Annotated in this window: 27 protein-coding genes and 1 tRNA gene; 17 read left to right on the forward strand and 11 right to left on the reverse strand. The window is 64.4% G+C overall.

The features are described from left to right. Positions 1–10: 10 nt before the first annotated feature. Positions 11–691 carry a redoxin domain-containing protein gene (locus NKI31_RS18645; RefSeq protein WP_023672127.1) on the forward strand — a complete coding sequence of 227 codons (681 nt, stop codon included), beginning with the start codon at positions 11–13 and terminating at the stop codon, positions 689–691. A gap of 20 nt (positions 692–711) precedes the next feature. On the opposite strand, the gene NKI31_RS18650 is transcribed toward NKI31_RS18645, so the two are convergent. Further along, the gene (locus NKI31_RS18650) at positions 712–2,934 is read right to left on the reverse strand and encodes an SAM-dependent methyltransferase (RefSeq protein ID WP_352652294.1); all 2,223 of its coding nucleotides are present in this window, start codon (positions 2,932–2,934) and stop codon (positions 712–714) included. A gap of 128 nt (positions 2,935–3,062) precedes the next feature. Next, positions 3,063–3,137 (reverse strand) — tRNA-Gly (locus NKI31_RS18655). A gap of 216 nt (positions 3,138–3,353) precedes the next feature. Between NKI31_RS18655 and NKI31_RS18660 the strand changes: the two genes are divergently transcribed. The 4 genes from NKI31_RS18660 to NKI31_RS18675 all read left to right on the forward strand — a co-directional run bounded on the left by NKI31_RS18660 (position 3,354) and on the right by NKI31_RS18675 (position 5,995). Then, positions 3,354–3,851: a prolyl-tRNA synthetase associated domain-containing protein gene (locus NKI31_RS18660; RefSeq protein ID WP_023672125.1), complete on the forward strand. Its 498-nt coding sequence runs from the start codon at positions 3,354–3,356 to the stop codon at positions 3,849–3,851. A gap of 80 nt (positions 3,852–3,931) precedes the next feature. Further along, entirely contained in the window at positions 3,932–4,939 is a 1,008-nt protein-coding gene (trxA, locus tag NKI31_RS18665; RefSeq protein ID WP_023736734.1) for a thioredoxin, read from the forward strand. 111 nt (positions 4,940–5,050) lie between these two features. After that, positions 5,051–5,722 (forward strand): LON peptidase substrate-binding domain-containing protein, encoded by a 672-nt coding sequence (locus NKI31_RS18670; protein ID WP_023685086.1) that lies wholly within the window; start codon positions 5,051–5,053, stop codon positions 5,720–5,722. A 30-nt stretch (positions 5,723–5,752) separates the two neighbouring features. Continuing rightward, positions 5,753–5,995, forward strand: coding sequence for a Trm112 family protein (locus NKI31_RS18675; RefSeq protein ID WP_023816100.1), 243 nt, complete (start codon positions 5,753–5,755; stop codon positions 5,993–5,995). A gap of 120 nt (positions 5,996–6,115) precedes the next feature. Here NKI31_RS18675 and NKI31_RS18680 read toward each other — a convergent pair whose 3' ends face one another. From NKI31_RS18680 to NKI31_RS18690, 3 genes are read right to left on the reverse strand one after another with little or no spacing between them, the layout of a single operon-like run. Further along, positions 6,116–9,388, reverse strand: coding sequence for an error-prone DNA polymerase (locus NKI31_RS18680; protein ID WP_352519404.1), 3,273 nt, complete (start codon positions 9,386–9,388; stop codon positions 6,116–6,118). Further along, the gene (locus NKI31_RS18685) at positions 9,385–10,863 is read right to left on the reverse strand and encodes a DUF6504 family protein (protein WP_352652295.1); all 1,479 of its coding nucleotides are present in this window, start codon (positions 10,861–10,863) and stop codon (positions 9,385–9,387) included. The genes NKI31_RS18680 and NKI31_RS18685 overlap by 4 nt, the downstream gene beginning before the upstream one ends. After that, positions 10,805–11,857 carry an ImuA family protein gene (locus NKI31_RS18690; protein WP_023745942.1) on the reverse strand — a complete coding sequence of 351 codons (1,053 nt, stop codon included), beginning with the start codon at positions 11,855–11,857 and terminating at the stop codon, positions 10,805–10,807. The genes NKI31_RS18685 and NKI31_RS18690 overlap by 59 nt, the downstream gene beginning before the upstream one ends. A 229-nt stretch (positions 11,858–12,086) precedes the next feature. On the opposite strand from NKI31_RS18690, the gene NKI31_RS18695 reads away from it, so the two are divergent. The 3 genes from NKI31_RS18695 (at position 12,087) to NKI31_RS18705 (ending at position 13,186) form a co-directional block, all read left to right on the forward strand. After that, on the forward strand, positions 12,087–12,509 hold the full coding sequence (locus tag NKI31_RS18695) for a metallopeptidase family protein (RefSeq protein WP_023673918.1): 423 nt from the start codon (positions 12,087–12,089) through the stop codon (positions 12,507–12,509). A 65-nt stretch (positions 12,510–12,574) separates the two neighbouring features. Next, positions 12,575–12,895: a type II toxin-antitoxin system RelE/ParE family toxin gene (locus NKI31_RS18700; RefSeq protein WP_023673919.1), complete on the forward strand. Its 321-nt coding sequence runs from the start codon at positions 12,575–12,577 to the stop codon at positions 12,893–12,895. Between the two features lie 9 nt (positions 12,896–12,904). Then, positions 12,905–13,186, forward strand: coding sequence for a helix-turn-helix domain-containing protein (locus tag NKI31_RS18705; RefSeq protein ID WP_023673920.1), 282 nt, complete (start codon positions 12,905–12,907; stop codon positions 13,184–13,186). A 30-nt stretch (positions 13,187–13,216) separates the two neighbouring features. Here the strand turns inward: NKI31_RS18705 and NKI31_RS18710 are convergent, their stop codons facing one another. Both NKI31_RS18710 and NKI31_RS18715 read right to left on the reverse strand, forming a co-directional pair. Next, complete coding sequence (locus NKI31_RS18710; protein WP_023673921.1) at positions 13,217–13,423, reverse strand: DUF1737 domain-containing protein; 207 nt, start codon at positions 13,421–13,423, stop codon at positions 13,217–13,219. 39 nt (positions 13,424–13,462) lie between these two features. After that, positions 13,463–14,344 carry an HpcH/HpaI aldolase/citrate lyase family protein gene (locus NKI31_RS18715; RefSeq protein WP_023673922.1) on the reverse strand — a complete coding sequence of 294 codons (882 nt, stop codon included), beginning with the start codon at positions 14,342–14,344 and terminating at the stop codon, positions 13,463–13,465. A 613-nt stretch (positions 14,345–14,957) separates the two neighbouring features. On the opposite strand from NKI31_RS18715, the gene NKI31_RS18720 reads away from it, so the two are divergent. The 4 genes from NKI31_RS18720 to NKI31_RS18735 are packed head-to-tail and all read left to right on the forward strand — an operon-like array spanning position 14,958 to position 19,969. Then, positions 14,958–16,490 (forward strand): DUF4153 domain-containing protein, encoded by a 1,533-nt coding sequence (locus NKI31_RS18720; protein WP_352652296.1) that lies wholly within the window; start codon positions 14,958–14,960, stop codon positions 16,488–16,490. 4 nt (positions 16,491–16,494) lie between these two features. After that, complete coding sequence (locus NKI31_RS18725; RefSeq protein ID WP_023736741.1) at positions 16,495–17,190, forward strand: response regulator transcription factor; 696 nt, start codon at positions 16,495–16,497, stop codon at positions 17,188–17,190. Further along, positions 17,178–18,773, forward strand: coding sequence for a sensor histidine kinase (locus tag NKI31_RS18730; RefSeq protein WP_352652297.1), 1,596 nt, complete (start codon positions 17,178–17,180; stop codon positions 18,771–18,773). Before NKI31_RS18725 ends, NKI31_RS18730 begins: the two co-directional genes overlap by 13 nt. Before the next feature lie 29 nt (positions 18,774–18,802). Then, positions 18,803–19,969 (forward strand): NAD(P)/FAD-dependent oxidoreductase, encoded by a 1,167-nt coding sequence (locus NKI31_RS18735; protein WP_352652298.1) that lies wholly within the window; start codon positions 18,803–18,805, stop codon positions 19,967–19,969. Positions 19,970–20,178: 209 nt separating this feature from the next. Here the strand turns inward: NKI31_RS18735 and NKI31_RS18740 are convergent, their stop codons facing one another. After that, a complete protein-coding gene (locus tag NKI31_RS18740; protein ID WP_352652299.1) occupies positions 20,179–20,910 on the reverse strand; it encodes a DUF72 domain-containing protein in 732 nt (243 codons plus the stop codon). A 268-nt stretch (positions 20,911–21,178) separates the two neighbouring features. After that, on the reverse strand, positions 21,179–21,478 hold the full coding sequence (locus tag NKI31_RS18745; RefSeq protein WP_352652300.1) for a GNAT family N-acetyltransferase: 300 nt from the start codon (positions 21,476–21,478) through the stop codon (positions 21,179–21,181). A 167-nt stretch (positions 21,479–21,645) separates the two neighbouring features. Between NKI31_RS18745 and leuD the strand changes: the two genes are divergently transcribed. The 5 genes from leuD to leuB all read left to right on the forward strand — a co-directional run bounded on the left by leuD (position 21,646) and on the right by leuB (position 25,544). Further along, positions 21,646–22,251, forward strand: a complete 606-nt coding sequence (leuD, locus tag NKI31_RS18750; RefSeq protein WP_023694556.1) for a 3-isopropylmalate dehydratase small subunit — start codon at positions 21,646–21,648, stop codon at positions 22,249–22,251. Between the two features lie 64 nt (positions 22,252–22,315). Next, entirely contained in the window at positions 22,316–23,239 is a 924-nt protein-coding gene (locus tag NKI31_RS18755; protein ID WP_352652301.1) for an Ivy family c-type lysozyme inhibitor, read from the forward strand. Positions 23,240–23,544: 305 nt separating this feature from the next. Then, on the forward strand, positions 23,545–23,928 hold the full coding sequence (locus NKI31_RS18760) for a RidA family protein (protein WP_023683820.1): 384 nt from the start codon (positions 23,545–23,547) through the stop codon (positions 23,926–23,928). A gap of 13 nt (positions 23,929–23,941) precedes the next feature. After that, entirely contained in the window at positions 23,942–24,292 is a 351-nt protein-coding gene (locus NKI31_RS18765; protein WP_023740123.1) for a VOC family protein, read from the forward strand. Positions 24,293–24,440: 148 nt separating this feature from the next. After that, a complete protein-coding gene (gene leuB / locus NKI31_RS18770; protein ID WP_023740122.1) occupies positions 24,441–25,544 on the forward strand; it encodes a 3-isopropylmalate dehydrogenase in 1,104 nt (367 codons plus the stop codon). An 8-nt stretch (positions 25,545–25,552) separates the two neighbouring features. On the opposite strand, the gene NKI31_RS18775 is transcribed toward leuB, so the two are convergent. Both NKI31_RS18775 and NKI31_RS18780 read right to left on the reverse strand, forming a co-directional pair. Beyond that, positions 25,553–25,930 carry a MarR family winged helix-turn-helix transcriptional regulator gene (locus NKI31_RS18775; RefSeq protein WP_023683823.1) on the reverse strand — a complete coding sequence of 126 codons (378 nt, stop codon included), beginning with the start codon at positions 25,928–25,930 and terminating at the stop codon, positions 25,553–25,555. A gap of 70 nt (positions 25,931–26,000) precedes the next feature. Beyond that, complete coding sequence (locus NKI31_RS18780) at positions 26,001–26,429, reverse strand: SRPBCC family protein (protein ID WP_023708789.1); 429 nt, start codon at positions 26,427–26,429, stop codon at positions 26,001–26,003. Between the last annotated feature and the right edge of the window lie 62 nt (positions 26,430–26,491).

Raw genomic sequence — 26,491 nt, forward strand, 5'->3', positions numbered from 1 at the left:
GGGGTTGGACATGTCCGCGCCTAGTGGATTGATACCGCTTCAACCGGGCGACCGGGCGCCGAACCTGATACTCGACGCCATTACCCAGGAAGGCAAGATTGCGCTTGACGACTTTCGCGGGCAAAAACCGGTGCTGGTCGGCCTGTTTCGAGGTCTGCATTGTGCGTTTTGCCGGCGCCACATCGCCGCTCAGGCGCGTCTCGATCCGGAGCTGCGCGAAAAGGGCGTGGAGAGCCTGACGGTGGTCAACACGCCGATCGAACGGGCGCGGCTCTATTTCCGCTACCATCCAATGCCGAACCTGCTTGCGGCGTCGGACCCGGAACGCGCTTCACATCGTGCTTTTGGACTGCCCAATCTCGAATTCACCGAGAACGAGACGAACTGGCCGTACAAGGTCGCGATGGCAGCGGCACAGGACATGCGGGTCGACATACCTGGCGAATTGCCCGGTCCCATGGATCCGATGACAGCCGCCGCAATCCTCGACAAGAAGGACCACTACGAACTGACCGAAGCCGACGAGCAGATGATGGCCACGGGACACGGACAACTGGTTGGTCAGTTCCTGCTGGACCGGCAGGGGATCGTCCGCTGGAGCTTCACGGAGGTCCCGGAGGGTGGGCGATACATGTTTGGCGCCCCAAACCCGAAGGAGCTGATGTCAGCCGTGTCGCAAGTCGCCCAATAATGAACTGACAAGTTCACCGTTTATCCGAGCACGGCCTCGACAGTGGCGACAAAGTCATCGAGCGAGCGGTCGCCGCGAATCTCGATGCGCGGAAGGTCGATGAGATCGCTATGGAGGTCCGCCGGCCCGTGCCTGCGGCCGAAGCCTACTCGATAGCCGCACTCCCTAGCCAGCCGGCCAAGCCGTCGGTCGGTGACGGAGAAGGGGGCCGCGAACGCCCTGGTTGGCCGGCCGGTCCAGCGTTCGATGAACAGACGAGAGCGCAGGAGCTCGGCGGCCAGGTCAGCGCTCGACAGACCATCTATGGCGCGATGCGTCGCCATGTGGCTGCCGAAGAAGGCGCCTTCGGCAGCGAGGCGTCGCACCGTCCCGGCGCCCATAAGCGGCGTCGGCGGACCGATGTCGGTGTCCCACTTTGCACTTTCGCCCACCAGGTCCGTCACCAGGAACACTTCCGCGTTCAGGTCGTTGGCGCGCAAGATCGGCCAGGCATGGTCGGCGAAGTTCTGGAAGCCGTCATCGAAGGTGATGAGCACCGGGCGGCCGACGAAAGGCTGACGGTTGGCGATGGATGCTTCCAGCTGCTCGGAGCCAATGGCGTGAAAGCCATTGGCGCGCAGCCATCCCATCTGGCTGGCGAATGCGGCGGGCGTGAGCCGAAAGCGAGCGAGCGCGGCCGGACCTTCATCGGCAACGCCGTGATACATGAGGACAGGGATATGCTGGCGCTGCTCGTTACGTGCGACGTCGCGGCGCAAGGCTCGCGCCCCACCCCAGACGATATTTCGCGCGACGCCGATTTCGATGGGCGCGCGGATCGGCACATGATCGATCACCGGGTCCGTCGCCACATCGCCCGGCGATAGGCGGCGGAAGCGGTCTATGCGGTAGAGCTCGGTCTGGATCGATTGCTCGAGCACCAGGCCTTCGGTCGCTGCCAGCGTCTCGGAGATCGCCTGGGCACCGAATGTGTTCCAGTCGAAGCCCGTCTTTTCGACATTGTCACGCAGCACGAATGCGTGTGCGCTGATGAAACTACCGCCAGGCGCCAACGCCTCGGCAAATTTCTCGGCGATGCGCCGCAACTCGGCGAGATCGTCCAGATAGTAGAGCACCTCCGAACAGAAGATCAGATCCATCTCACCCGGCAGCGTGTCGGCAGCGAAATCGAGTACGCCGAACTCGACATTCGCCTGATTGTTGCATCGGGCGCGGGCTCGCTCGATGGCTATGGCGGAGATGTCGGTTGCGGTCAGATGGCCCACGCGCGGCGCCAGCTGCCGCGTGAAATGGCCCTCCGCACAGGCCAGCTCAAGCGCCCGGCCGATGGGACCGGCAGGCAGGATCTCGATCTGCCGCTCATATTTTTCCTGCTCATAGAGCGAGCTGTAGTTCCAGGGATCCTCGGTCGCGAAATAGCTGTTCCAGAACGCCGTGCGATCCTCGTCGTGCTTGTCCGCGACCCGTGCGCGGCGCGGCGTAACAGGCTCTGACGGTTCAGCGCTCGACCGAACCAGGTCATGCGCCTGTGCGGCCAATTGCGCGAGTTTGCCGAAGTGGCTGTCCTGATCGGGCTCGCTTCCCGCCATGGCAAACGATACCTCGGCTGCAGGCGTGTTTGACGTGGTCGCGCCGGCGCCCTTTTGCGGTCCAGGCGATCCTCCCGCAAGCCGCTCAGCAGGCACTACATCCAGGATCAATTCAATCCAATGATCGCTCGTCACCGTCCCGAGTGCACCGAACTGCACGACAGCCTCGATCCGGCCATCCAGCATCAGATGGGCATAGATCTGATCGATGCCTTCCGGCAGTTCGGTCGCGGTCGGATTGCGAGCGTCGACGCGAATTCCGAGCGTTCGCGCCAGCCTGCGCGGCGTCGCAAGATCGTCGGGTTCGAGAAGCATTTGCTCAAGCTGGTACTGGACGCGGCGAGCCGCTGCGGGATTGTCCCAGATCTTGCCGAGTTCGATGATCAACGCGGTGGTTGCGCTGCCGAACCTCGCCCATCCGGCAGCCAATTGCGCCGGCACCGACAGGCTTCCTGCCATGAGGCCATCGAAGATTACCTTGGCAATCTCATGCGCCCACTTGCGTCCCGCCGGGAGTGCGCGCAGGGGCTGCGGGTCGATCAAGCGCGAGCCTGAGCCGCATTCGGACGCGGCGTTCCGCAACGCCAGCCAAGCAAGCGCTTCAGATGCGGTGCCGCCTTTCGCCGAAATTGAACCCGAGGGATTGTGCGCCACGCCGTCTTACCTGCGCCTGGTTCTGAGGGAGAACAAGTGTTCCGCAACGCGCTTACATCGCCGGTCTGGAAAAAGCAAAAGGCGCCCCGAAAGGCGCCTCTTCATCGCTTGATTCCCCTAGAGGAAACTGGAGCGGGTGAAGCGATTCGAACGCTCGACCCCAACCTTGGCAAGGTTGTGCTCTACCCCTGAGCTACACCCGCTCACACGGCCCTTTGGCCGCAAGCCGGGCCTATATGGCTGAAGAGCGCGGCGATTGCAACAGGGAAATGACGGGCTTTTTGGTCGCGCCAAATCGCTTGGCGGAACCTTGTCGGCCACGCGGGTGGTTCATCGACTTCCCGCATGACGGTCTTGTCTCGGCGGCATCATTGGCCGTAAACGGCTTTGCCGCGCGCCGATACAGGGAAAGACCACCAATGCCGAAGACCGAAGCCGAGCTTTTCGCCTTTCTTGCCGATCTCGGCATATCAGTGTCGACCGTGCGCCATCCGCCGCTCTATACGGTGGCCGATTCGCAGTCGCTGCGCGGCGAGATACCGGGCGGGCACACGAAAAATCTGTTTCTCAAGGACAAGAAGGACAATTTCTTCCTGGTCAGCGTCGGCGAGGAGGCGGTCGTCGACCTGAAGCAGATCCACACGATGATCGGCGCCGCCGGCCGGGTGTCGTTCGGCAAGCCGGAGATGCTGATGGAGCTGCTCGGTGTCATTCCGGGCGCGGTCACCGTGTTCGGGCTGATCAACGACACCGAAAGACGGGTCAAAGTGGTGCTCGACCAGGATTTGATAGCACATGCGACAGTCAACGCGCATCCGCTGACCAATGAGGCGACGACGTCGATCGCGTCCGCCGACCTCATCAGATTCGTCGAGGCAACCGGACATGATGCTGCTATCTTGAAAGTCTCGGCTTGATCGCCACATGGATGGCGAAAACTGACCTCTAGTTAAGGACGTCGCGCTGCTCCGCTGGGCGCGATCGGAAGGGCGACGACATGAGCGACAACAACAATCCGTTTGGCGGCCAATTCGGCGGCAATTCTGGCCAGTACACCACGTCCGTGCAATATGGCGGCGCCGAGCCGGCCAAGTCGGCACTTGGCCCGACACCCGGCGCAGCACCTGCCGCTGGCGAGCTGATCAAGGACACCACGACCGCCACTTTCGCCGCCGACGTCATCCAGGAATCGCGCAAACAGCCGGTACTGGTCGATTTCTGGGCGCCGTGGTGCGGGCCCTGCAAGCAGCTCACGCCGCTTCTGGAAAAGGCGGTCAAGGCCGCCGGCGGCAAGGTCAAGCTGGTCAAAATGAACATTGACGATCATCCCTCGATCGCCGGCCAGCTCGGCATCCAGTCGATCCCGGCGGTCATCGCCTTCAAGGACGGCCAGCCTGTCGACGGCTTCATGGGCGCCATCCCCGAGAGCCAGATCGCCGAGTTCATCACCAAGGTCGGCGGCAAGGGCAATGGCGCGCCGCCGGTGGCCGAAGCACTGGCCGCGGCGGCGGAAGCGCATGCGGCGGGCGATGCGCAGACCGCAGCCGACATTTACGACGCCATCCTGGCGCAAGCGCCGGAGACGATCGAGGCGATTGCCGGGCTGGGCGAGCTTCTGTTCGAGGCCGGCGACAGCGACGGCGCCGAGGCGCTGCTGGCAACGGCGCCGGAGGCCAAGAAAAATGCGCCGGCACTTGCCGCGCTGCGTGCCAAGATGACGCTGGCTGCGGAAGCGGCAGCACTTGGCAATCCAGCTGAATTCGAGCAGCGACTGGCCGCCAATCCCGGCGACCACCAGGCGCGTTTCGACCTCGCCATGATCCAGAACGCCAGGGGCGAGCGCCATGCGGCGGCCGACAATCTTCTGGCGATTATAAAAGCCGACCGGACGTGGAACGAGGACGGCGCCAGGGCGCAGCTGCTGAAACTGTTCGAGGCCTGGGGCATGACCGACGAGGCGACGCTGGCGGCACGGCGCAAATTGTCGTCGCTGCTGTTTTCCTGAGCCGTTTGCCGGCCAAATTGCCGGGGCGTGGCTGTCGGGCCTTGCGGTCGGCGGCCGCCGCGCCAGATTAGGCCGATAACATCGCGCCCGAAGCGGGTCGGAGGAGTGAAGGTGCAGGTCGGAAACGCATTTTACCGGGTCGGCAAGGATCTGCCGGCAACCATTCCGGTGTTTCCGCTTGCCGGCGCGCTGCTGCTGCCGGGCGGGCGCATGCCGCTCAACATCTTCGAGCCGCGCTACCTGCAGATGGTGGATGAGGCGATCGCCGGCGCGCGGCTGATCGGCATCGTCCAGCCCAGCCTCAATGGCGCGTTGCGCGCCGACGGGGAGCCGGAACTGTGCAATGTCGGCTGCGCCGGGCGCATCATCTCGATGGCCGAGAGCGGCGACGGCCGCTATCTGGTTTCGCTGCAGGGCGTCTGCCGTTTCCGCATCACCAGCGAATTGCCGGTGAAGACGCCTTTCCGGCAATGCAAGCTGGCGCCGTTCCTCACCGATCTTGCCGAAGACCAGGCGGCAAGCGAGGTCGACCGGCCGGCGCTGTTGAAAGCGTTTCGCGCTTATCTGCAGGCCAACGATCTCGAAGCCGATTGGGAAAGCGTCAGCCGCGCCGAGAACACCATGCTGGTCAATGCGCTGTCGATGATGGCGCCCTACGGACCGGCCGAGAAACAGGCGCTGCTGGAGGCGCCCGACCTGAAAGCCCGCGCGGAGACGCTGATCGCCATCACCGAAATGGCGCTGGCGCGCGAGAATGAGGACTTTGGCTCCAGCCTGCAATAAGGGCTGAGCCGATGGCTGAAGGGGGATCCAATGGCTGCGGATGGGCGTGACGGCAAGTCGGTCAATGTCGATCCAAAATTGCTGGAGCTGCTGGCCTGCCCGCTGACCAAGGGGCCGCTGGCCTGGGACCCGGTGCGCGGCGAGTTGATCTCGCGGGCTGCCAAGCTCGCTTATCCCGTGCGCGACGGCATCCCGATCATGCTGCCCTCGGAGGCGCGGACTATTTCGGCGGAAGACGTGCTGTCGCCGCCGCGATTGGGTGGGCCGGGCTGAAGGGCCAGGGGTGGTTCAAACGGACCTCAGCCTAAGAAGCCATTCTGTTGGCGATCCTTCGCGCCCCCCTCTGCCCTTGCCGGCATTAATGTCATGGGCTCCCGACCGCCCTGCACTTGCCTACTGAAAATTCCGCCCCTTGGGCATGACCCTTTCAGCTTTGTCCGAGAGGGTGGCAATGTCGGGCCGGGCAGCCGGCGTCATCTCTTCCAGCAGCACCGTCAGCCACGGCGTCAAATCCTCGATCTTCTCGGCGACGATGTGGATGACGTCGGATTCCGACTGCAGCTTGCCGGTGACCTTGACGAAGCGCGCGCCCATGACGATGGGCCGGAAACGGGTAAAGGTCCGCTCCCAGAAAATGACGTTGGCGACGGCCTTGTCGTCTTCCAGCGTCAGGAAGATCGCATTGCCCTTGCCGGGCCGCTGCCGCACCAGCACCAGGCCGGCGACCGAGACCCGCCTGCCGTCGCGCACCGAGCCGAGATTGGCATTGGGAATGACGCCGGCGCGGTCGAGCCGCTCGCGCAGGAAGGCGACCGGATGCGCCTTCAGCGACAGGCCGAGCGCGCGGTAGTCGTGGATGACGTGCTCGCCGAGCGGCATTGTCGGCAGTTTTGTCTCGGGCTCGAGTTCGCGCAGCCGGATCGCCGGCTGGTCGAACAGCGGCAGCCGTTCGGCGGCGCTCTTGCCATCCAGCGCGCGTACCGCCCACAAGGCTTCACGACGGTCGAGGCCGAGCGAGCGGAAGGCGTCAGCCTGCGCCAGTCTTTCGATTTCGCCGACATCGAGGCCCGAGCGCAGCCAGACATCCCTGACGCTTGTATAGCCGGCGCCGCGCCGCGCGGTGAAAGCTTCCATACGCTTCTCGGCCAAGCCCTTGATCTGACGGAAGCCAAGCCGGACGGCGCACCGGGTCTTGATGACACCGCGCATTTCGGCATGGCGCGCAAGGATGCGGCCCGGATCGAATTGGGCTTTCTCCAGGGTGCAGTCCCAGTCGGAAAAATTGACGTCGACGTCGCGGATATCGACGCCATGGTCGCGCGCGTCGCGCACCAGCTGGGCCGGCTGGTAAAACCCCATCGGCTGCGAATTCAGGATCGCGGCGCAGAACACGTCGGGATAAAAGGTCTTGAACCAGCAGGAGGCATAGACGAGCAAAGCGAAGGAGGCGGCGTGGCTTTCGGGAAAGCCGTATTCGCCGAAGCCTTCGATCTGCTTGAAGCAGCGCTCGGCGAAGTCCTTGGTGTATCCCTTGCCGACCATGCCGTCGATCATGCGCTGGCGGTAATTGCCGATGGTGCCGGTGCGCTTGAAGGTGGCCATGGCGCGGCGTAGTTCGTCCGCCTCGCCCGGCCTGAAGCCGCCGGCGACGATGGCGATCTTCATCGCCTGTTCCTGGAACAACGGCACGCCCAGCGTCTTGCCCAGGATTTCTTCCAGTTCCGGCTTGGGGTACTCAGGCATTTCCTTTTTCTGCCGGCGGCGCAGATAGGGATGCACCATATCACCCTGGATCGGACCGGGCCGCACGATCGCCACCTCGATGACCAGGTCGTAGAATTCGCGCGGGCGTAGACGCGGCAGCATAGACATCTGCGCGCGCGATTCGATCTGGAAGACGCCGAGCGTGTCGGCGCGGCAGATCATGTCGTACACGTCGTTCTCTTCCGGCGGCAGGGTGGCCAGCACATAGGGTCGGCCGTAATCATCCCGGGCCTTCGGATAATAGTCGGTGAGCAAGGTGAAGGCGCGTTTGAGGCAGGTCAGCATGCCGAGCGCCAGAATATCCACCTTCAGGATCTTCACCGAGTCGAGATCGTCCTTATCCCACTCGACCATCTTGCGCGCCTCCATCGCCGTCTTGACGATGGGGACGATCTCGTCGAGCCGGTCGCGGGTAATGACGAAGCCGCCGACATGCTGCGACAGGTGCCGGGGAAAGCCCATGATCTCGTTGGCGTGGGCGATCACGCGACGGGTCGAGGTCTCGTTGCGGTCGAGGCCGCCGGCATGCGCCTCCTTCTCGCCGAGCTCCGAGGTCGACCAGCCCCAGATCGAACTGGAGAGCGCACTGCGGACATCGTCCGACAGGCCCATGGCCTTGGCCACCTCGCGCAGCGCCGAGCGGCCGCGATAGCTGATGACGGCGGCAGCCAGCGCGGTGCGCTTGGCGCTGTATTTGGAGTAGATGTACTGGATCACCTCCTCACGCCGCTCATGCTCGAAATCGACGTCGATGTCGGGCGGCTCGTTGCGCTCCTCGGAAATGAAGCGCTCGAACAACGTGTCGATGCGCTCGGGGCCGACCTCGGTGATGCCGATGCAGTAGCAGACGATCGAGTTGGCGGCCGAGCCTCTGCCCTGGCACAGAATGCCCTCATTGCGGGCGAACTGGACGATGTCGTAAACGGTCAGGAAATAGCGCGCATAATTCAGACGCTCGATCAGAGCGAGCTCCTCACTGATGCGCTGCAAGACGGAAGCGGGGACGCCCGCCGGATAGCGCGTGGCGGCCCCCTCCCTGGCCAGACGCTCTAGCTCGGCCTGCGGCCCAAGCCCTGATTGCGTCGGCTCGTCGGGATAATTGTACTGGAGGTCGCTGAGCGAGAAGGTCAGTTCGCCGGCAAAGCGCAGCGTCTCGGCCAGCGCCCGTGGATGGCGGCGGAAGAGACGGGCCATTTCCAGCGGCGGCTTCAGATGGCGCTCGGCGTTGGCCGTCAATTCCAGCCCGACCTCGGCGACCGGCAAATTGAGGCGGATGGCGGTGAGCACATCTTGCAGCGAGCGGCGCTCGGCGCTGTGATAAAGCACGTCGTTGGTCGCCATCAGCGGCACGCCGGCGATGTCCGCCATGCCCGCCGCCTGCTCGATGCGGAAACGGTCATTGCCGCGATAATCCGGCGCCATGCCTAGCCGCAAATTAGCGCCGAAACGGTCTTTCAGTTGACGGACCAATGCCAGGGGATCGTCGGCATTCGCCGAGAGATCCGGCAGCACCGCCAGCGACAGCAGGTCGCCCCATTCGAGCAGGTCGCTGCGCTGGAGAAGGGTCGCGCCCTTCTCGTTTTCATCGCGCAAATTGGCTTGCGTCAGCATGCGGCAGAGATGGCCCCAGCCCTTGCGGTTCTGCGGATAGGCGAGAATGTCCGGCGTGCCGTCGCCGAACACCAGGCGGCAACCGGGGTGATAGGCGAGCTTCTCGACCTTGGCCTGCTGCCAGGCGCGCACGACGCCGGCCACCGTGTTGCGGTCTGCCAGTCCGATCGAGGAAAAGCCGAGGAATTTGGCCGCCACCACCAGCTCCTCCGGCTTGGAGGCGCCGCGCAGGAAGGAGAAGTTCGACTGGATGCCGAATTCCGCATAGGGGATGACGGTCAGCGCGTTCATGCGAAGACCCCATGCATGAACCAGCGCGGCGGCACCTGCGGGTTGCCATAGAGGCCTTGCCGGTAGAGCCAGTAGCGGCGGCCGTCGGCATCCTCGATCCGGAAATAGTCACGCGTCGATGTGAGCGGATCGCTTGACGTTTCACGCCACCATTCCGGCGCGATGCGTTCCGGCCCCTCGGCGCGCGCGACCCGGTAGAGCGCGCGGCGCCAGCGGAAATTCATCGGCGGACCCTCAGGCATTTCGGTGGCCGGCACCTCGATCGGCTCGGGCGAACGGAACAGCCGGATCGGCCGTTCCGGCGGGAAGATGGTTGCGCGCGGCGCGTCTTTCGAGCCCGGCTTCCTGAGCGGTGTTTTGCGTTGTGGCGCTTCCGAGAACGGGATGGTGGCGATGGCGCGCTCCGGCAGATGGCTCTCGAGGGCGACCGGTTTCAGCACCGCACTGTCGCCGAGCCTGGCGCGGATGCGGTCGGCAAAGAGTGCCATGTCGGCGCCGTCATCCTCGGTCTCGCCGGTCAAATCGGCCTGCTGCATGTCGAAGCCGGCGGCCGCCAGCACCGAAAGCCGCACCAGGTCGAAGCCGTAGCCGGCATCGATGTCCTGTTCGAGCGCGGCCAGCCGCTCATGGAACAGGCGCTGGATAAGCTTGGGTTCGCGCAACGGTCGCGAGGTACCGACAGCGATGCGGCTGACGGCGCCGTCGACGCGAAACAAAAGCAGCGCCAGCATCCTTGCGCCCTCGCCGCGGCGTTCGAGATCGGCCTTCAGCGTCACCGCCAGCAAGAGCACCAGCCGTTCGATCTCGGCGTTCAGCACGACCGGCTCGGCCAGGTGGCGTTCGACCGAAAGCGGGGCCACGGGCAGGCGCGGCGATACCGCCTCGTCGAGGCGGCCGAGCGCCTGGTCGAGCCGCAACAGCAAGGTCGCGCCGAAGCGACGGGCGAGCGGCGCGCGCGGCGCTGCCATGACCGCGCCGGCGGTCCGCAGGCCGACGCTTTCCAAGCTGGCGCGGATATCGGCCTCGATGCGCAGTGCCGCCAGCGGCAAGGGGGCGAGCAGCGCTTCCTCCTCGCCGGAGACAACGATGCGGTTGCCGCAGAAGCGCGCCGCCGCCCAGGCTGCACCCGGCGTCGCGGCCAACCCGGCGCGGACATCGAAACCCTGCTGGAAAAACCGCGCAAGGATGTCGTCCAGCATGGCGCGCTCGCCGCCGAACAGATGCGTGCAGCCGGTGACGTCGAGATAAAGGCCATCAGTACCGTCGAGCGCCACCAGCGGCGTATAGCGATCGCACCAGTCGGCGAGGCCTTCGAGCAGCCGGCGATCGGCGTCCGGATCGGCCTCGACGATGTCGATCGAGGGATGCATGGCGCGCGCATCGGCAATGCCCATGCCAGGCTTCAGATGCAGCGCCTCAGCCCGCTCGTCGAGGGCCGATATGCGCTGGGCGTTGCGGTCGCGATGGCTGATCACGAGCGGTGGGTGAGATGGCGGCAGATGATCCGAAGGCCGGGAACGCCACGACCGTCCCAGGCGCTGGCGCAGGATCCGTTCTGCCGCCAGATGCGGGAACCACAGCGACAGAATTCTCTGCCCGTTTTTCGCGGGGCTTTCTTTCTTCGAATGCGTGTTCATCGGGGTTCCACTCCAGTGTGAATTGTCCAGGCAGAGCGGTGCGGCTCTTGCCGATGCTGACGGTGAAGGCAGGCCGGCCGATCGAGCCGGCGAGCGACCCGGCGATCGTCCGGCGGCTCGCCGCTGGTGCAGCCGACACGATGAGGCGCACCGGGGCGGCGGTCGGCTCGGCTTCGCCGGCCTGGCGCAGCAGGAACACCGGCCGGCCGGCGTTTTGGGCGCGCGCGTGCAGCCGGCGCGTCGCGGTGAGGTCGAGCCGCTGCGGGCTGCCACGGATTTCGAGGATGATTGCGGCGAGCGCCGTCATCTTCGCGGCCTCCTCGGCTACCCACAGCGCATCGGTGAGTTTCGGCGCCTCGGAAAACAGCAACTGCTCCGGTGCGATACCGAACATGCCCTGCACTCCCCTGGCATAGGGAAAGCCGGCCTCGCGAAAAATCTCCGACGTGCCGATCCACAGCACGGGCAAGGGCTGGCCCTTGAGGATCAGGCTGACCAGCGACAGCACAAAGCCGGCGACGGCCCCGGCATTGCGGGTCTCAAGGCCATGGATTTCGCTCAAGGCGGCTTTCGGAAGGCCGCCGCTCAGCGCCGCATCGAGGCGCTCGACGCCGGTGGCCAGGAAAGCATCCGGCGAAGCCACGGCAAGCCCGCGCCGGATGATGGTGACATCGGCATCGGGTTCAGGCGCGGCGTCGAGACCGCCGCCAGGACCCGCGCGCAGCCCCTCGCCAGCCGGCGCGGCCAGGCGCTCGGGCAGCGTTCCCTCGATCTTCGCGATCTGGCGGCGCAGGGCAAAAACAGTCTCCCGCGCCACGGCTGATGTCGCCATGACGGTCAATTTCTCTCACAACTGTTCCTGTTATGTTCCTATAGATTCCAGAGGGTGCCGGAAGAGTCAAGCGGAGTCAGAAGGAATTTATTCCTTGATCAAAGGTGACGAGGCCAACCTTGGACTTTGGTCGCAGCCATTCGGCGCAAAGAAACAGTCATTGGCCAGGTACCCGGTCCATTTGCCGAGTCCGGAGGGAAAGCCTATATGCCGGATCAAAGGACAAAGCATGGCCCGCATCTACAAGACCCGCACCTGGCACGATGAACTCTCGCCTTCGATCGAGGAGATCGAGTTTCTGGCGCTGGAGGCGTACGCACATCTGCCCGACGATTTTCGCAAGCTGACCGGCGAGATCGTCATCATGATCGCCGAATTCCCGACCGACGAGATCATGGACGATCTGTCGCTGGAGACACCGTTTGATCTGCTTGGCCTGTTCGAGGGCCGCGGCATCGCCGAGCGCTGGAACCCGCAGACCGGCGAAGGCCCGAACCGCATCACCCTCTACCGCCGCGCCATCCTCGACTATTGGGCCGAAAACGAAGAGACGCTGGGCGACATCGTCACCCACGTGCTGATCCACGAGATCGGCCACCATTTCGGCCTGTCGGACGACGATATGGAAAAGCTTGAAGAGGCGGCGGAGTAAGGCTGTGCGATATTCAGGTGGCGAGCCTGCTTGTGAAATTATACAAGTTTTGATATAAAGTCTGTATGCCGACCAAGCGACTGGAGTTTCTTGGAGATTCTCTTGCCAAGCTCCGGGCTTTTCCAGAGGCGGTGCGCAAGGAAACGGGCGTTCAACTGCACAAGGTTCAACTCGGATTTGAGCCAAGCGATTGGAAGCCGATGACGACGATAGGCCTAGGCGTACGGGAAATCCGTGTCCGAGACGATGCTGGCGCGTTCCGGGTGCTTTACGTCGCCAGCATAGGTGACGCCGTCTTTGTCTTGCACGCCTTCCAGAAGAAGACGCAACAGACGGCGAAACGAGACTTGGCTCTTGCCGCATCGCGGTTCAGGCAAATTCAGTGAGACATGCTCATGGAACGTCAAAGCTTTGAAAATGTCTGGGATGCGCTGGAAGACACCCCGGCTCAGTCCGCCAACATGACTATGCGCTCCAATTTGCTGATCGCGATCGAACAGCGGGTGCGGAGTTGGGACGTTACCCAAGCCGAAGCAGCCAACCGGCTCGGGATTACCCAGCCACGCCTTAGCGATCTTCTGCGGGGCAGGATCGCGAATTTTAGTCTGGACACCTTGATCAATCTGGCCACACAGGCCGGACTTACAGTGCGTCTTGATATTGCCGAGGCAGCCTAGCGCTGTCTTAGACAGGCTGGCAAAGCTCGCCTACCAATCACTCAGCTTCGTATCCGGCCCGTATTCCTGGCCGTCGATATCCTTCACCACCGCCTGGCCGCAGCGCATCGATTTGGTCTTCTTGTCATAGGCGTAGGTCGGTGAGCCGTACAGGTGCCAGCCCTTGTTCAGCGCCGCGGTGACCTTGTGGCAGAAGGTTGAATCGTCGGGGGCGGACAGAAAGCGGTAAAGTCTCATGGGTCAGATCCTGTCGTGAGTTCGTCTTTTCGGGGCGGATCATGCGCCGATGGCGGCGGCCTTCGCCAGCAGTTTTTCGGCTTGCACCAGGTGCAGCCGTTCGACCATCCTGCCATCCAGCGCAATCACGCCCTTGCCGGCATTTTCGGGCAAGGCGAAAGCCTCTTTCACCGCGTGCGCCTCGGCCAAGGCTTCGGGCGCGGGCGCAAAGGCGCGGTTGGCGGTTTCGATCTGGGCGGGGTGGATCAGCGTCTTGCCGTCGAACCCCATGGCGGCGGCTTCCGTGCATTCGCGCGCAAACGCGTCGAGGTCGCGAAAATCGTTGGAGACGCCGTCGAGTATGTCGATGCCGCCGGCTCGCGCCGCCAGCACCATCTGCATCAGCCAAGGCACGAGGTAGCGCCGATCAGGCGTCGCCAGAATGCCGGTTTCCTTGACCAGATCGTTCGTTCCGGCAACGAAACAATTTAGCCGCGAAGCGCGATCGCGGCCGAGTTCGGCAATGGCGCCGATATTGAGCATGGCCTTGGGCGTCTCGATCATCGCCCAGAGCTTGACGCTGTCGGGGGCAAAATTGTCGTCGAGCACGTCGCCGACTTCGAGGATATCGCGCGGCGTGGCGACCTTGGACAACAGGATGCCGTCGGGCTCGAATTTCGCCGCGGTCAGCAGGTCATCGTTGCCCCATTCGCTGGACAGCGCGTTGACGCGCACGATCATCTCGCAGCGGCGTTTCGGTCGGCTGGCGAAAATGCCGGCCAGTTTGTCCCGCGCGGCGATCTTGTCTGAGGGCGCGACGGCGTCTTCGAGGTCGATGATCACGGCATCGCAGGCCAGCGTCGCGATCCTGGCCAGCGCCTTGTCGTTGGAGGCGGGGACGTAAAGCACCGAGCGGCGCGGGCGGTAAGGTTCGCTTGTCATGGCCGATCTATGCCGCGTGGGGGCGGGTGAGGCAAGCGTCCGACCGGTACCTGATGACGAGCCAACTGCGAAAGCTTGCGCTGCCCCGCCCGTCCCGCAGCAGTTGCGGAAGGGGGGCCTTTCCTCTCCCCCGTCGATCGGGGGAGAGGTGTCGAGCGAAGCTCGACGGAGTGGGGGTCGACCCATGCGCTCAGTGCCCTTCCGATGTCCGTTCGCGGCGACTGCCAGGTGGTTCCCCCACTCCGTCTCGGCTTCGCCGAGCCACCTCTCCCCCCTCCGGAGGGAGAGGAAAGGAGCCTGGCTGGGACAGCGCCAACGTCCGGAAAGATGGGGGGGAGCGCCCCGGCCGTAAGCACAGGTCCTGCACGAAAACTGCACATCTCTGCGGAAAACCTCCTCCGCTGCGCCCTGCCGTATCCATGCGCAGCCACCACAACAGCGGCATGCAACAGCGAAACCGTTGGTCCCTGCCCTATCGTCTCAGCAGCGAAAGCTGGTGGCTGGTCGATCCGCCTCGCACGGAGGCCGGCCTTTGCCTGGAGGCAAGCCTGCTCCCTTTTACCCCCAGACATCCGCCCGTCGGCCGGATCCAGCCCATCAGGAAAGTCCGAGCATGACGCAGTCCCTTTCCCCGACCTTTTGCCGCCGTTTCGGCATCGCCGTCCTGCTCGTGGCGCTGGCGGATTTTTTCTTTTACGGCCAGCCCGCCGGGATCACGGTGCTGCTGTTTGCCATCCTGATCGCCGGCGCGGTGGTCGCTGTGCATCCTGCCGCGCTGAATTCCACCCGACCCTGGCTCAAGCCGGCCGCTTTGTTCGTCGCGCTGCTGCCGCTGGCCGAGAACGTCAGCCCGCTGTCGGTGGCGATAGCTGTCGTGGCGCTGGTGGTGTTTGCGCTGTCCCTGTCCGGGCGGCTACGGCACGGCATCGCCCGCATTGCCGGCCAGGTGGCGCTGTTCCTGCTGGCGGCGCCGCTGCGCCTTATCCGTGACTTTTTCCAATGGCGCCGCACGGTGCGCCGGCTTGGCGGCCGCCGCATCCGCCTGGCGTCCATCATCGTCTGGGTCATGCCGGTGACGCTGGGCGCGGTGTTCCTGTTCTTGTTCGGCGCCGCCAATCCGGTCATCGAATACTGGCTGTCGCTGATCGACCTGATGAAGCTGCTCGATCTCATCCAACTGGCGCGGATCGTCTTCTGGCTGTTCGTGATCGCCGGCGTCTGGGCTTTCCTGCGGCCTCGCCTGCCGCGTTTCCCGCGCCGCCTTCCACCTTTGACGCCGCCTGCAGCCGTGGCCGCACCGGCCGCGACTAAACCAGCGACAACGATCGAGGCCGTCGTCTTCGGCAAGGCCGCGATCCTGCGCGCGCTGATCGTCTTCAACGCCTTGTTTGCGCTGCAGACCGGGCTCGACGCAGCCTATCTCTGGGGTGGGGTCGCCCTGCCGGACGGGTTGAGCTATGCCGCCTATGCGCATCGCGGCGCCTATCCACTGATCGCCACCGCGCTGCTGGCCGCCGGCTTCGTGCTGGCGGCGCTGCGGCCGGGCAGCGAAACCTCAGGCGATCCGCTGATCCGCCGGCTGGTCTATGCCTGGGTGGCGCAGAACATCGTGCTGGTCATCTCGTCGATTCTCAGGCTCGATCTCTATATCGGCGTCTATGCACTGACCTACTGGCGCATCGCGGCTTTCGTCTGGATGGGGTTGGTGGCGTCAGGGCTTGCACTGATCATTGCCCGCATCGCGCTTGGAAAATCCAACGAATGGCTGCTCTCCGCCAATCTTGCGACGCTATCGGCGACGCTTTATGCCTGCTGCTTCATCAACTTCGCCGCAACGATCGCCAATTTCAATGTCGACCATTCCCTTGAAATGACCGGCGACGGCACGCCTATCGATACCGAATATCTGCGCTCGCTCGGCGCTGCCGCCATGCCGGCGCTGGACCGCCTCTACATGCACCAATTCGGAAACCAAACCACCTATCTGGCCGACCAAATGATGATCGACGACACTATCGCCGAGCAGAAGCAGTGGCGCGCCTGGAGCTTTCGCGGCTGGAGGCTCGTGCAGGTTCTCGACAAGAGAGGTCCGCTCGTGCTTCCTCCACCTACCCAGCCCTCGCAACCTTCAGTGCCGGACCGTTAGATCCATGCCGCATCAGATCCTGGTCGCCGACGACGATCCGCACATACGCGAGATCATCTGCTTTGCGCTGGAAAAGGCCGGGATGAAGACGCAGGCCGTGTCCGACGGCGCCGCGGCCCTGCAGGCGATCGAGCGCCGCGTGCCCGATCTCGTCGTGCTCGACATCGGCATGCCGGAGATGGACGGGCTGGAAGTCTGCCGGCGGCTGAGGCAGCGCTCCGACGTGCCGGTTCTGTTCCTGTCCGCGCGCGACGAGGAAATCGACCGCATCCTCGGGCTCGAAATGGGCGGCGACGACTACGTGACGAAACCGTTCAGCCCGCGCGAACTGGTGGCGCGCGTCAACGTCATCCTGCGCCGCGCCCGCCCGGTGGCGCCCGACCCCGCCGACGACAAGAACTTCGCGCATGGCAAGCTCAGCCTGGCGCCGGCCAGCCACGGCGCCAGTTTCGACGGCAAGGCGCTGGCGCTGACGGCGATCGAATTCTCGATCCTCAGGGGATTTCTGGCGCGGCCGGCGCATGTGCTGGGCCGCGACCTGGTGGTCGCCAGCGCCTATGCCGCCAACATCCACGTCGCCGACCGTACCGTCGATAGCCACATCCGCAACATCCGCGCCAAGCTGGCGGCGGCGGGCTGTCTCGACGCCATTGAAACCGTGCATGGTGTCGGTTTCCGGCTCGGCCGATGCGGCGCCTGAGCGACGCCAAATGGATCGGCACCAAATGGCGGCCAAGGCTAGCCACGGTGGTTCTCGCCATCCTCATCATGGTGCTGGCGCTGCCGCTGGTCGGCCTGTTCTTCTTCCGGCTTTATGAAAACCAGCTGATCCGCCAGACTGAGGGCGAGTTGATCGCGCAAGGCGCCGTCATCGCCGCCATCTATGCACAGAATATCAGTGACGCCGGCATTGCCCCGGAGAAGCTTGGGGTGCCGATGCAGGCTGACAGCGGCGATGCCAGCCGCGGCGACGACACGCCTTACCAGCCGATCGAGCCGACACTCGATCTCGCCTCGGACTATTTGCTGCCGACCCGGCCCGCCGGCGTCGCTGCCGCCACCGATCCGGCCTTTGCAGCGATCGGGGCGCGGTTGTCCGGCATCCTCGACACGACGCAAAAGACCACGCTGGCCGGCTTCCGGCTGCTCGACCCACATGGCGTCGTCATTGCCGGGCGCGACGAGGTCGGACTGTCGCTCGCCCATGTCGAGGAGGTGCGCACCGCCCTTGCCGGCCACTATGCCAGCGCCCTCAGGCAACGAATTCCCGACCAGCCGCCGCCGCCGCTCTATTCGGTCAGCCGCGGCACTAAGGTTCGCGTCTTCGTCGCCATGCCAATCGCGGTCGACGGCCATGTCGCCGGCGTGATCTATCTGTCTCGAACGCCGAACAACATCGTCAAGCATCTCTATGGCGAACGCGGCAAGGTGACGCTGGCGGCCATTGCCGTGCTGTTCGGCACGCTGCTGATCGCGCTGGTCTTCCTGCGCACCGTCAGCCGGCCGATCTACGCGCTGATGGAGCGCACCAGGCGCATCGCCGCCGGCGACCGCGACGCGATCCGGCCGCTCGACCATCACGGCACGCGCGAAATGGCGGAGCTGTCCGCCGCCTTTCTCGACATGGCCGAAAAGCTGCAAGCGCGCTCCGACAGCATCCAGACTTTTGCCACCCATGTCTCGCACGAGCTCAAATCGCCGCTGACGGCGATCCAGGGCGCGGCCGAGCTGCTGCGCGATTCCGGCGAGGCGATGGATGCCGCCGAGCGCAAGCGGTTCTCCGGCAACATCGTCAATGACGCCGGCCGGCTCAATCTGCTGGTGCGTCGCCTGCTCGACCTGGCGCGCGCCGAAAATCTGGCGCCGAGCGGCGAAAGCACATCGCTCGATGCAGCGCTGGCGCTGCTTCCGGTCGATGGCCGGCTGGCGGTCAACATTGAGGCGGGTGGCGAAATCGGCCTGCGGATATCAGCCGAGAATGCGGCGATCGTGCTTGCCAATCTGATCGACAATTCGGCCAGGCACGGAGCCACCCAGGTTCTTCTCTCTGCGGCCACCGCCGACGGTAAGGCGACCGTTGCGGTCAGCGATGACGGCGCCGGTATTTCGCCGAGCAACAGGGCCCGCATTTTCGAGCCGTTCTTCACCACGCGCCGTGAGTCCGGCGGCACCGGCATGGGCCTCGGCATCGTGCTGGCCCTCCTGAAAGCGCATGATGGCACGATCGCGCTGGTTGACTCCGGACGCGGCACGCGCTTCGAGATCATTGTGCCGGCGGCGTGAAGCATACCGGCGGCCGGATCGGAGAAAACGTGCGCTACGACATTGTCATCATCGGCGGGGCCATCGTCGGCTCCTCTGTCGCCTATTATCTGCGCGAGGAAGGCTTTACCGGCTCGATTGCGCTGATCGAACGCGATCCGCAATTCGCCCATGCGGCAACGACGCTGTCCATGGCCTCGATCCGTCAGCAATTCTCGATCCCGGAAAACATCCGGCTGTCGCAGTTCACGCTAAACCTGTTCCGGCGGCTGAAGGAGACCTTCGGCGCCGATGCCGATATCGGCTTTCGCGAGGGCGGCTATCTGATCCTGGCCGGCGAGGCCGGGCTGCCGATCCTGAAAGCCAATCACGAAGCGCAGGTCGCAGAGGGCGCCGACATTCTGCTCGAGGATGCCGACCAGCTGGCAAAGCGTTTTTCCTGGCTGTCGACGGAAGGCATCAGCGCCGGCGCCTTCGGCCGCACCGGCGAGGGCTGGTTCGACGCGCATGCCATGCTGACGCTGTTCCGCAAGGCGCTGCGCGACAGACAAATCGATTTCATCGCCGCCGACGTCACCGGCATCGAGAGGCAGGGCAACCGCGTCACCGGCGTGGACCTCGACAATGGCGAAAGACTGCAAGCCGGCATCGTCGTCAATGCCGCCGGGCCGAATGCCGGCAGGGTGGCCGGCATGGCGGGACTCGTGCTGCCCGTCGAGCCGCGCAAGCGCAACGTTTTCGTCTTCGAGGCGCGGGAAAAATACGCCGACATGCCGCTGCTGGTCGACCCATCCGGCATCTATGTCCGGCCGGAAGGCTCGGTCTATCTCACCGGCGGCGCCGAGCCGGAGGAGGGCGATGGCCCCGCCGACCCCCGGGATTTCGGCGTCGACTGGCCGCTGTTCGAAGAGGTGACCTGGCCGGTGCTGGCAACCCGCATTCCGGCTTTCGAAGCAATCAAGCCGACCCGCGCCTGGGCCGGCCATTACGACTACAACACGCTCGACCAGAACGCGGTCATCGGACCGCATCCCGAGGTCGAGAATTTCATCTTCGCCAACGGTTTTTCCGGCCACGGCCTGCAGCAGGCGCCGGCCGTCGGCAAGGCGCTGGCGGAGTTGTTGGTGCATGGCGGGTATCGGACGGTGGATTGCTCGGCGTTTGGGTACGAACGGGTGGCCGAAGGTCGGGCGTTTCGGGAATTGAACGTGATTTGAGGCGGGCGGAATAGGATCGCTCTGTCGAGTTCCCGCCCACCCCCCTCTGCCCTGCCGGGCATCTCCCCCGCAAGGGGGGAGATGGCAGCTTCGGCGAAGGCGCCATTCTTGCAACGTCGGAGATTGGCGAAAACGGTCGCGGCATCTGATCTCCCCCCTTGCGGGGGAGATGGCCGGCAGGCCAGAGGGGGGTGCTGTCCCGCGAGCGTCTAAGCAACCATCGCACTGACAGCCATCGCGTTGCCCAGTGCATGCCCGGCGGCCGTGTTGTCGAAAATGCCCCAGACCTCGGCACCGGAAGCGGCCGCTGCTTCCACCTGCCGCGCAAACCGGTCGAGCGCTTCGGCATCGTGGTCCGAATAGTAGACGCGCGGCGCGCCGTGCCAGCGGAAATAGGCAAGGCCGGGCCAGCCACCCGGCATCGCCGCCTCAGGGATCGGGGCCGGGTCAACGGCCACGCGCGTGATCCGGTTGTCAACAAGGAGTGCGTCCGCCTCGGCACTGAACCAGGTGGGATGGCGCGGCTCGCATGCCAGCCTTGCCCGGATACGCTTGCCCAACATGTCGAAGAAACCGCCGGCGACCTCCGGCTCGAAGGGCAGGCTTGGCGGCAGCTGCACCAGAAGCACGCTCAGCTTTTCGCCGAGACCTTCGACCTGCCCGAGAAAGTCCTCCGTCAGCCCCTCGCAATCGGCGAGGCGATGCTCATGGGTCATGCTCTTCGGTGCCTTGACCGCGAAGCGGAAGTGCTCCGGCACGGCGTGCGCCCAGCGCTCATAGGTCTCGCGGCGGTGCGGTTTGTAGAAGGAGGTGTCGATTTCCACGACCGGAAAGCATTTTGCGTAACGTTCGAGATGCGACCCGGGCTGCGGAAAGTCAGCCTTGTATCGAGACGGAATTCCCCATCCGGCGGTGCCTATCAGAGATCGGCGATTTCCCATGCTGCGGATTTGGACCGGATGAAGCGCGGGTCAAGGGCGGCGGCGGCAGGCGTTGTTCCGCGGGGTCCTGAACACCGTTCCGCATTGCCCGAGAACCTTGCCCGCCGCCCGGTCCCTATCGGCGATTGCTTCTGACGCCACGTCAGCCCTTGCGTGAGAACCAGAACGCGTCGGGCATGCGCTTCATGCCGATACGCTCGTAGAAGCCGACGGCGTCGGGCATCGAGATCAGGCTGATGGCGACCGAAGGCCCAAGCTGCCGGCGGGCCTAGTCCATCAGGCCCTTGCCGATGCCGACGCCTTGCGCCGATTGCGACACGGCGAGCTCTGAGACGTAGCACACCCAGGAAAAATCGGTGATGGCCCTGATAACGCCGATCAGCGGCCTGCCTTCAATGTCGAGCCGCGCCGTGAGCACCAGGTTCGCGCCTGAAAGCATCGCTTGCAGCCGGGCGTCGTCATCGACGGGGCGTGTTTCGCCGAGCGTGGATTCGACCAGCACGCGGCGGAACTCGGCGACGTCGAGCTCAGGCTCCCTGGCATAGATAATCTTCGATTGTGCGGTCATGGGCGTAAGGTGCACCAACGGCAGCTGGTTTTAAAGACAGTGCCGCGCCGATCTTTCGATCGGGGCCGCGCACCAACAGTTGCCTTTTATTTGCCGGCGGCTTTGTGTAAACCGGGCGCCAGCAAACCCTGACGCAACGAATTATCGATCAAGAACGGGCAAAAGCCATGGAAAAATTCACCAAGCTCACCGGCGTCGCCGCACCGATGCCGATCGTCAATGTCGACACCGACATGATCATCCCCAAGGATTATCTCAAGACGATCAAGCGCACCGGGCTCGGCAGCGGCCTGTTCGCCGAAATGCGCTACAAGGACGATGGCTCGGAAAACCCCGACTTCGTGCTCAACAAGCCAGCCTACCGCAAGGCGCAGATCCTGGTCGCCGGCGACAATTTCGGCTGCGGTTCGAGCCGCGAACACGCGCCGTGGGCGCTGCTCGATTTCGGCATTCGCTGTGTCATCTCGACGTCGTTCGCCGACATTTTCTACAACAACTGCTTCAAGAACGGCATCCTGCCGATCACCGTCAGTCCGGAAGATCTGGAGAAGCTGATGGACGACGCCTCGCGCGGCTCCAATGCGACGGTTTCGGTCGACCTCGAGGCCAAGGAAATCCGCGGCCCCGACGGCGGCGTGGTCACCTTCGACCTCGACGACTTCAAGCGCCACTGCCTGCTGAACGGTCTCGACGATATCGGCCTGACCATGGAGAAGGCCGGCGCCATCGCCTCGTTCGAGAAGAAGAACGCTGCCGAGCGTCCTTGGGCCTGAGTGGTACGAGATGGCCCGGCCGCCACAAAGCCGGGTTCGTGGCGGCTGAACGGAGGGGACAGTCATGACACGTTTTCTTCTTGCAGGCGCCTGCGCGCTGGCGTGGATGCTGATGCCGGTGGCCGGCGCGCAAGCACAGACCGACACGGTCCTCGTGCCGGCAGAAGATCCGTCCGCCGCCGATCCGGGCGCCTCGAGCGATGCGGCCCTGGCGGACGATGACAGCCAGGGGCCGGTCCCGTTCGAGGGCGGGCAGCTGACCATCACCCAGCCGGAGCAGGATGGCGAAAAGGTGCTGGCCTATGACGGCAAGCAGCTGGCCAGCAATTACGACGTGTTCTTCGACAGAACAGTCAAGGTCGGCGGCGTCAACGTGGCGCTGGTCGATGTCGGCGACGGCGGCAACCAGTGCGGCCCGGCCAAGGTCATCGTCTGGAAGCCGGAAGGCGGCGAGATACAAAGCCTCAAGGTCGAACAGGACGAATGCGGCGCGCCGCCGGCGGCGGTGGCCGACAACGCCATCTATTTCGTGCCGTATCTGTTGCCGGGCGGTACGAAGCAAGCGCTGCAATGGTCACCCAGCGACGGGCTGACGATCTCGGGCGACCTGACCTACGCGCCGGAGCCGGGTACGGACTGGAAGGACGTCGATCCGGCCAAATACCAGAACATCATCGACGCCTTCCACAATGAGGCCGTCTACAACGCGGCGCAGACGCTGCTCGGCGACACCATGCCCGACATGGCAACCAGCCTGCTGGTCGGCGGCGGCACCGAAAAGATGGCGTCGGGCCCCTTCTACGCCACCGGCTGCGTGCCGCACGCATGCGGCAGCAATGACGGTTTCATGGCGGTCGACCCGGCCAAGCACACGCTCTACTTCGCCCGCCGCGGCGACAATGGCGAGCCGCAGGCCTGGCCGCCGGTGGCGGACTGGCCGGCGGATGTGAAGGAAGCAATGGACAAGGCGCAGGAGTCGGGGAACTAGGGATTGCGGCAGCGCGGCGAACACTCGGTGTTCATGCTTGTTCCGTCGCGATCCGTCACACCCCCTCTGCCCTGCCGGGCATCTCCCGCTCAAGGGGGGAGATCAGACGTCACTCTGGCTTTCGCCAATCGCAAATGTGGAAAGCGAGAAAGGCGTCCGAACTGCTAATCTCCCCCCTTGAGCGGGAGATGGCCGGCAGGCCAGAGGGGGGTGCTGTCCCGCCGACGGCCAAGATTTGCACCTGACTTGGCCCATGGCCTGGCCGGCCCTTTCCTGCAAAGCGTCCGAAACCACAGCGAGGCTCCATGCGCACACTCATCTCCACCGGTTCGCCCTTCGAAAAAACCGCCGGCTATTCGCGCGCGGTGGTGCAGGGCGACTGGTGCTTCGTGTCGGGAACGACCGGCTACGACTATGCGACGATGACCATGCCGGAAACGGTGGAGGCGCAGACGCGCAATTGCCTGGCGACCATCGCGGAGGCGCTGAGGGATGGCGGCTTCGACATGGCCGATGTGGTGCGGGCGCATTACTACATCACAGACCGGGCCATCGTGGACGTCGTCTTCCCCATCCTCGGCGAGGCTTTCGGCGAGATCAGGCCGGCGGCGACGATGATCGTGTGCCAGCTCAACAAGCCGGAAATGAAGATCGAGATCGAAGTCACGGCGCTGCGGCGCACGGCTTGAGGAGGCCAAAGCCATGACGGTCCGGCGCATCGTAGCCAATATCGGGACGCAGGACGCGGCGGCGGCGAAACGCTTCTATCAGGACGTGCTTGGCCTCGATGTGCTGATGGATCAGGGCTGGATCGTCACCTACGGGTCCGACGAACGGATGCAGGTGCAGATCAGCTTCATGGCCCAGGGCGGCTCCGGCACGCCGGTGCCGGACCTCTCCATCGAGGTCGACGATGTCGATGCGGCGCTGCAAGGCATGAGGGCCGCCGGCTTTGCCGTCGAATACGGTCCGGCCGACGAGCCGTGGGGCGTACGGCGGTTTTATGTGCGCGATCCGTTCGGCCGGTTGGTGAATATTTTGTCGCACAAGTGATTTGTTCCTCTCCCCCGCCTCTGGCCACGGCGAGGAACCCAGGTCTTGAGAGGCGGGCGCCGTCGTAGCGTTCTTCATCCCCTTGCGCCGCAAGCTCTTGGCGTTTAGCAAGGCCGCGGTTTCTCCAAACAGCATCGGACGGTTCTCCATGGCTTCGAAAAATCTTCTCCTGCTCGCCGGCGACGGCATCGGCCCCGAGGCGATGGCCGAGGTGAAGAAGCTGATCGCGGCCATGAACGCAAAGCTCGGCAGCGGTTTTGCCACTGATGAAGGCTTGGTCGGCGGCTGTGCCTACGACGCGCATGGCGCGGCGATTTCGGATGGCGACATGGCAAAGGCGATGGCTGCGGACGCCGTGCTGTTCGGCGCCGTCGGCGGGCCGAAATGGGACAAGGTGCCTTACGAGGTGCGTCCCGAGGCCGGGTTGCTACGGCTGCGCAAGGATATGGAGCTGTTCGCCAATCTCCGGCCCGCCATCTGCTATCCGGCGCTGGCCGCGTCGTCCTCGCTGAAGCAGGAAGTCGTCGAGGGCCTCGACATATTGATCGTGCGCGAGCTTACCGGCGGAGTCTATTTCGGCGAGCCGAAGCAGATCATCGATCTCGGCAACGGCCAGAAGCGCGGCATCGACACGCAGGTCTACGACACGTTCGAGATCGAGCGCATTTCCGGCGTCGCTTTTGAGCTGGCGCGCACGCGCAAGAACCACGTGACATCGATGGAAAAGCGCAACGTGATGAAATCCGGGGTGCTGTGGAACGAGGTCGTCACCCAGACCCACGCAGCCAGATATGCCGACGTCAAGCTCGACCACATGCTGGCCGATGCCGGCGGCATGCAGCTGGTGCGCTGGCCAAAGCAGTTCGACGTCATCGTCACCGACAATCTGTTCGGCGACATGCTGTCCGACATCGCCGCCATGCTGACCGGATCGATCGGCATGCTGCCGTCGGCCTCGCTCGGCGCGCCCGATGTGAAGACCAGGAAGCGCAAGGCGCTGTACGAGCCGGTGCATGGCTCGGCGCCCGACATTGCGGGACAGGGCATCGCCAACCCGATCGCCATGATCGCGTCGTTTGCCATGTGCCTGCGCTACTCCTTCGGCATGGTCGATGAGGCCGACAAGCTCGAAGGCGCCATAGCCGCCGTGCTCGACGACGGGCTGCGGACGAAGGATATTTTGTCCGAGGGCATGACCGAAGTCGGCACTGTCGCAATGGGCGATGCCATCATCGCCAAGTTCCTGGCTTAGCGGCCGACTCAGCGGATCTCGCCGGCCAGCCGTTTCAGCAGGCCGACGAGTTGCGCCTCATCCACGGTTGAGAAAAAAGCAGCGTCGGCGGCTTCGACGGCGACGATAGCGCGCTGGACTGCGGCCGTCCCCGTCGTGGAGACGCGGATCACCTTGGCGCGGGAATCCCGCGGGTCGGTGTCCCGCACAATCAGTCCCTTTGCCTCAAGCCGGGCGACGACGTCCGACGTCATCTTCACCTCGGTGCCGGCCTGGGCGGCGAGTTGGACCTGGTTGGGCGGCTCGCCATAGCGGCCGAGCCACATCGCCGAAGCCAGCAGCACGAACTGGACATGGGTAAGGTCAAGCGGGGCCAGCGCCGCCGTCATGACGCGCTGCCAGCGCATGGTGGTTCGCCAGAGCAGCAAGCCGGGGCTCTCGGATGGTCCGCTGAAGCGCGTGTTCAGATCCCCTTGATCAGCCACCGTTCGCCAACACCATTGCCTGCTCGAACAGTTTGGCCATCGAAGTGTCGAAATCGCCGCTGATCTGCGGCCCGAGCTCTGGTCCGACCTCGGCGGCCGATGGGCCGGAAATCTCGAGGCGATGAGTCACTTGAGTGCCACCCTCGACCGGCGTCAGCGTATGCCTGAACAGCAGTTTCGTGTCGCCGAACGAGGTCTCGTCGGCATAGGTTACAGCGTCGACGAGGTCGACGATCGTCGATTCGAAGGTGTCCTGCCCGACGGGCGTTACAGAGACGCGGGTGCCCTTGGCGAACGGGCCGTGCAGCACGAAGGTATCGGACCCTTCGTAGGTGAGGCGGCCTTCGTGCAGCGCCTTGAGCGCGTTCCAGATGGCCTGCGCCGAAAGGGGGGAAATTGCGGTGTACTCGTTGGTCCACATTTGTCTTGGCTCCATCATCCGTTTTCGATCGTCGATTTGATGATTGCACAGATTATCTGTGC

This window comes from Mesorhizobium sp. M0659, assembly GCF_040320605.1.
GTDB lineage: Bacteria > Pseudomonadota > Alphaproteobacteria > Rhizobiales > Rhizobiaceae > Mesorhizobium.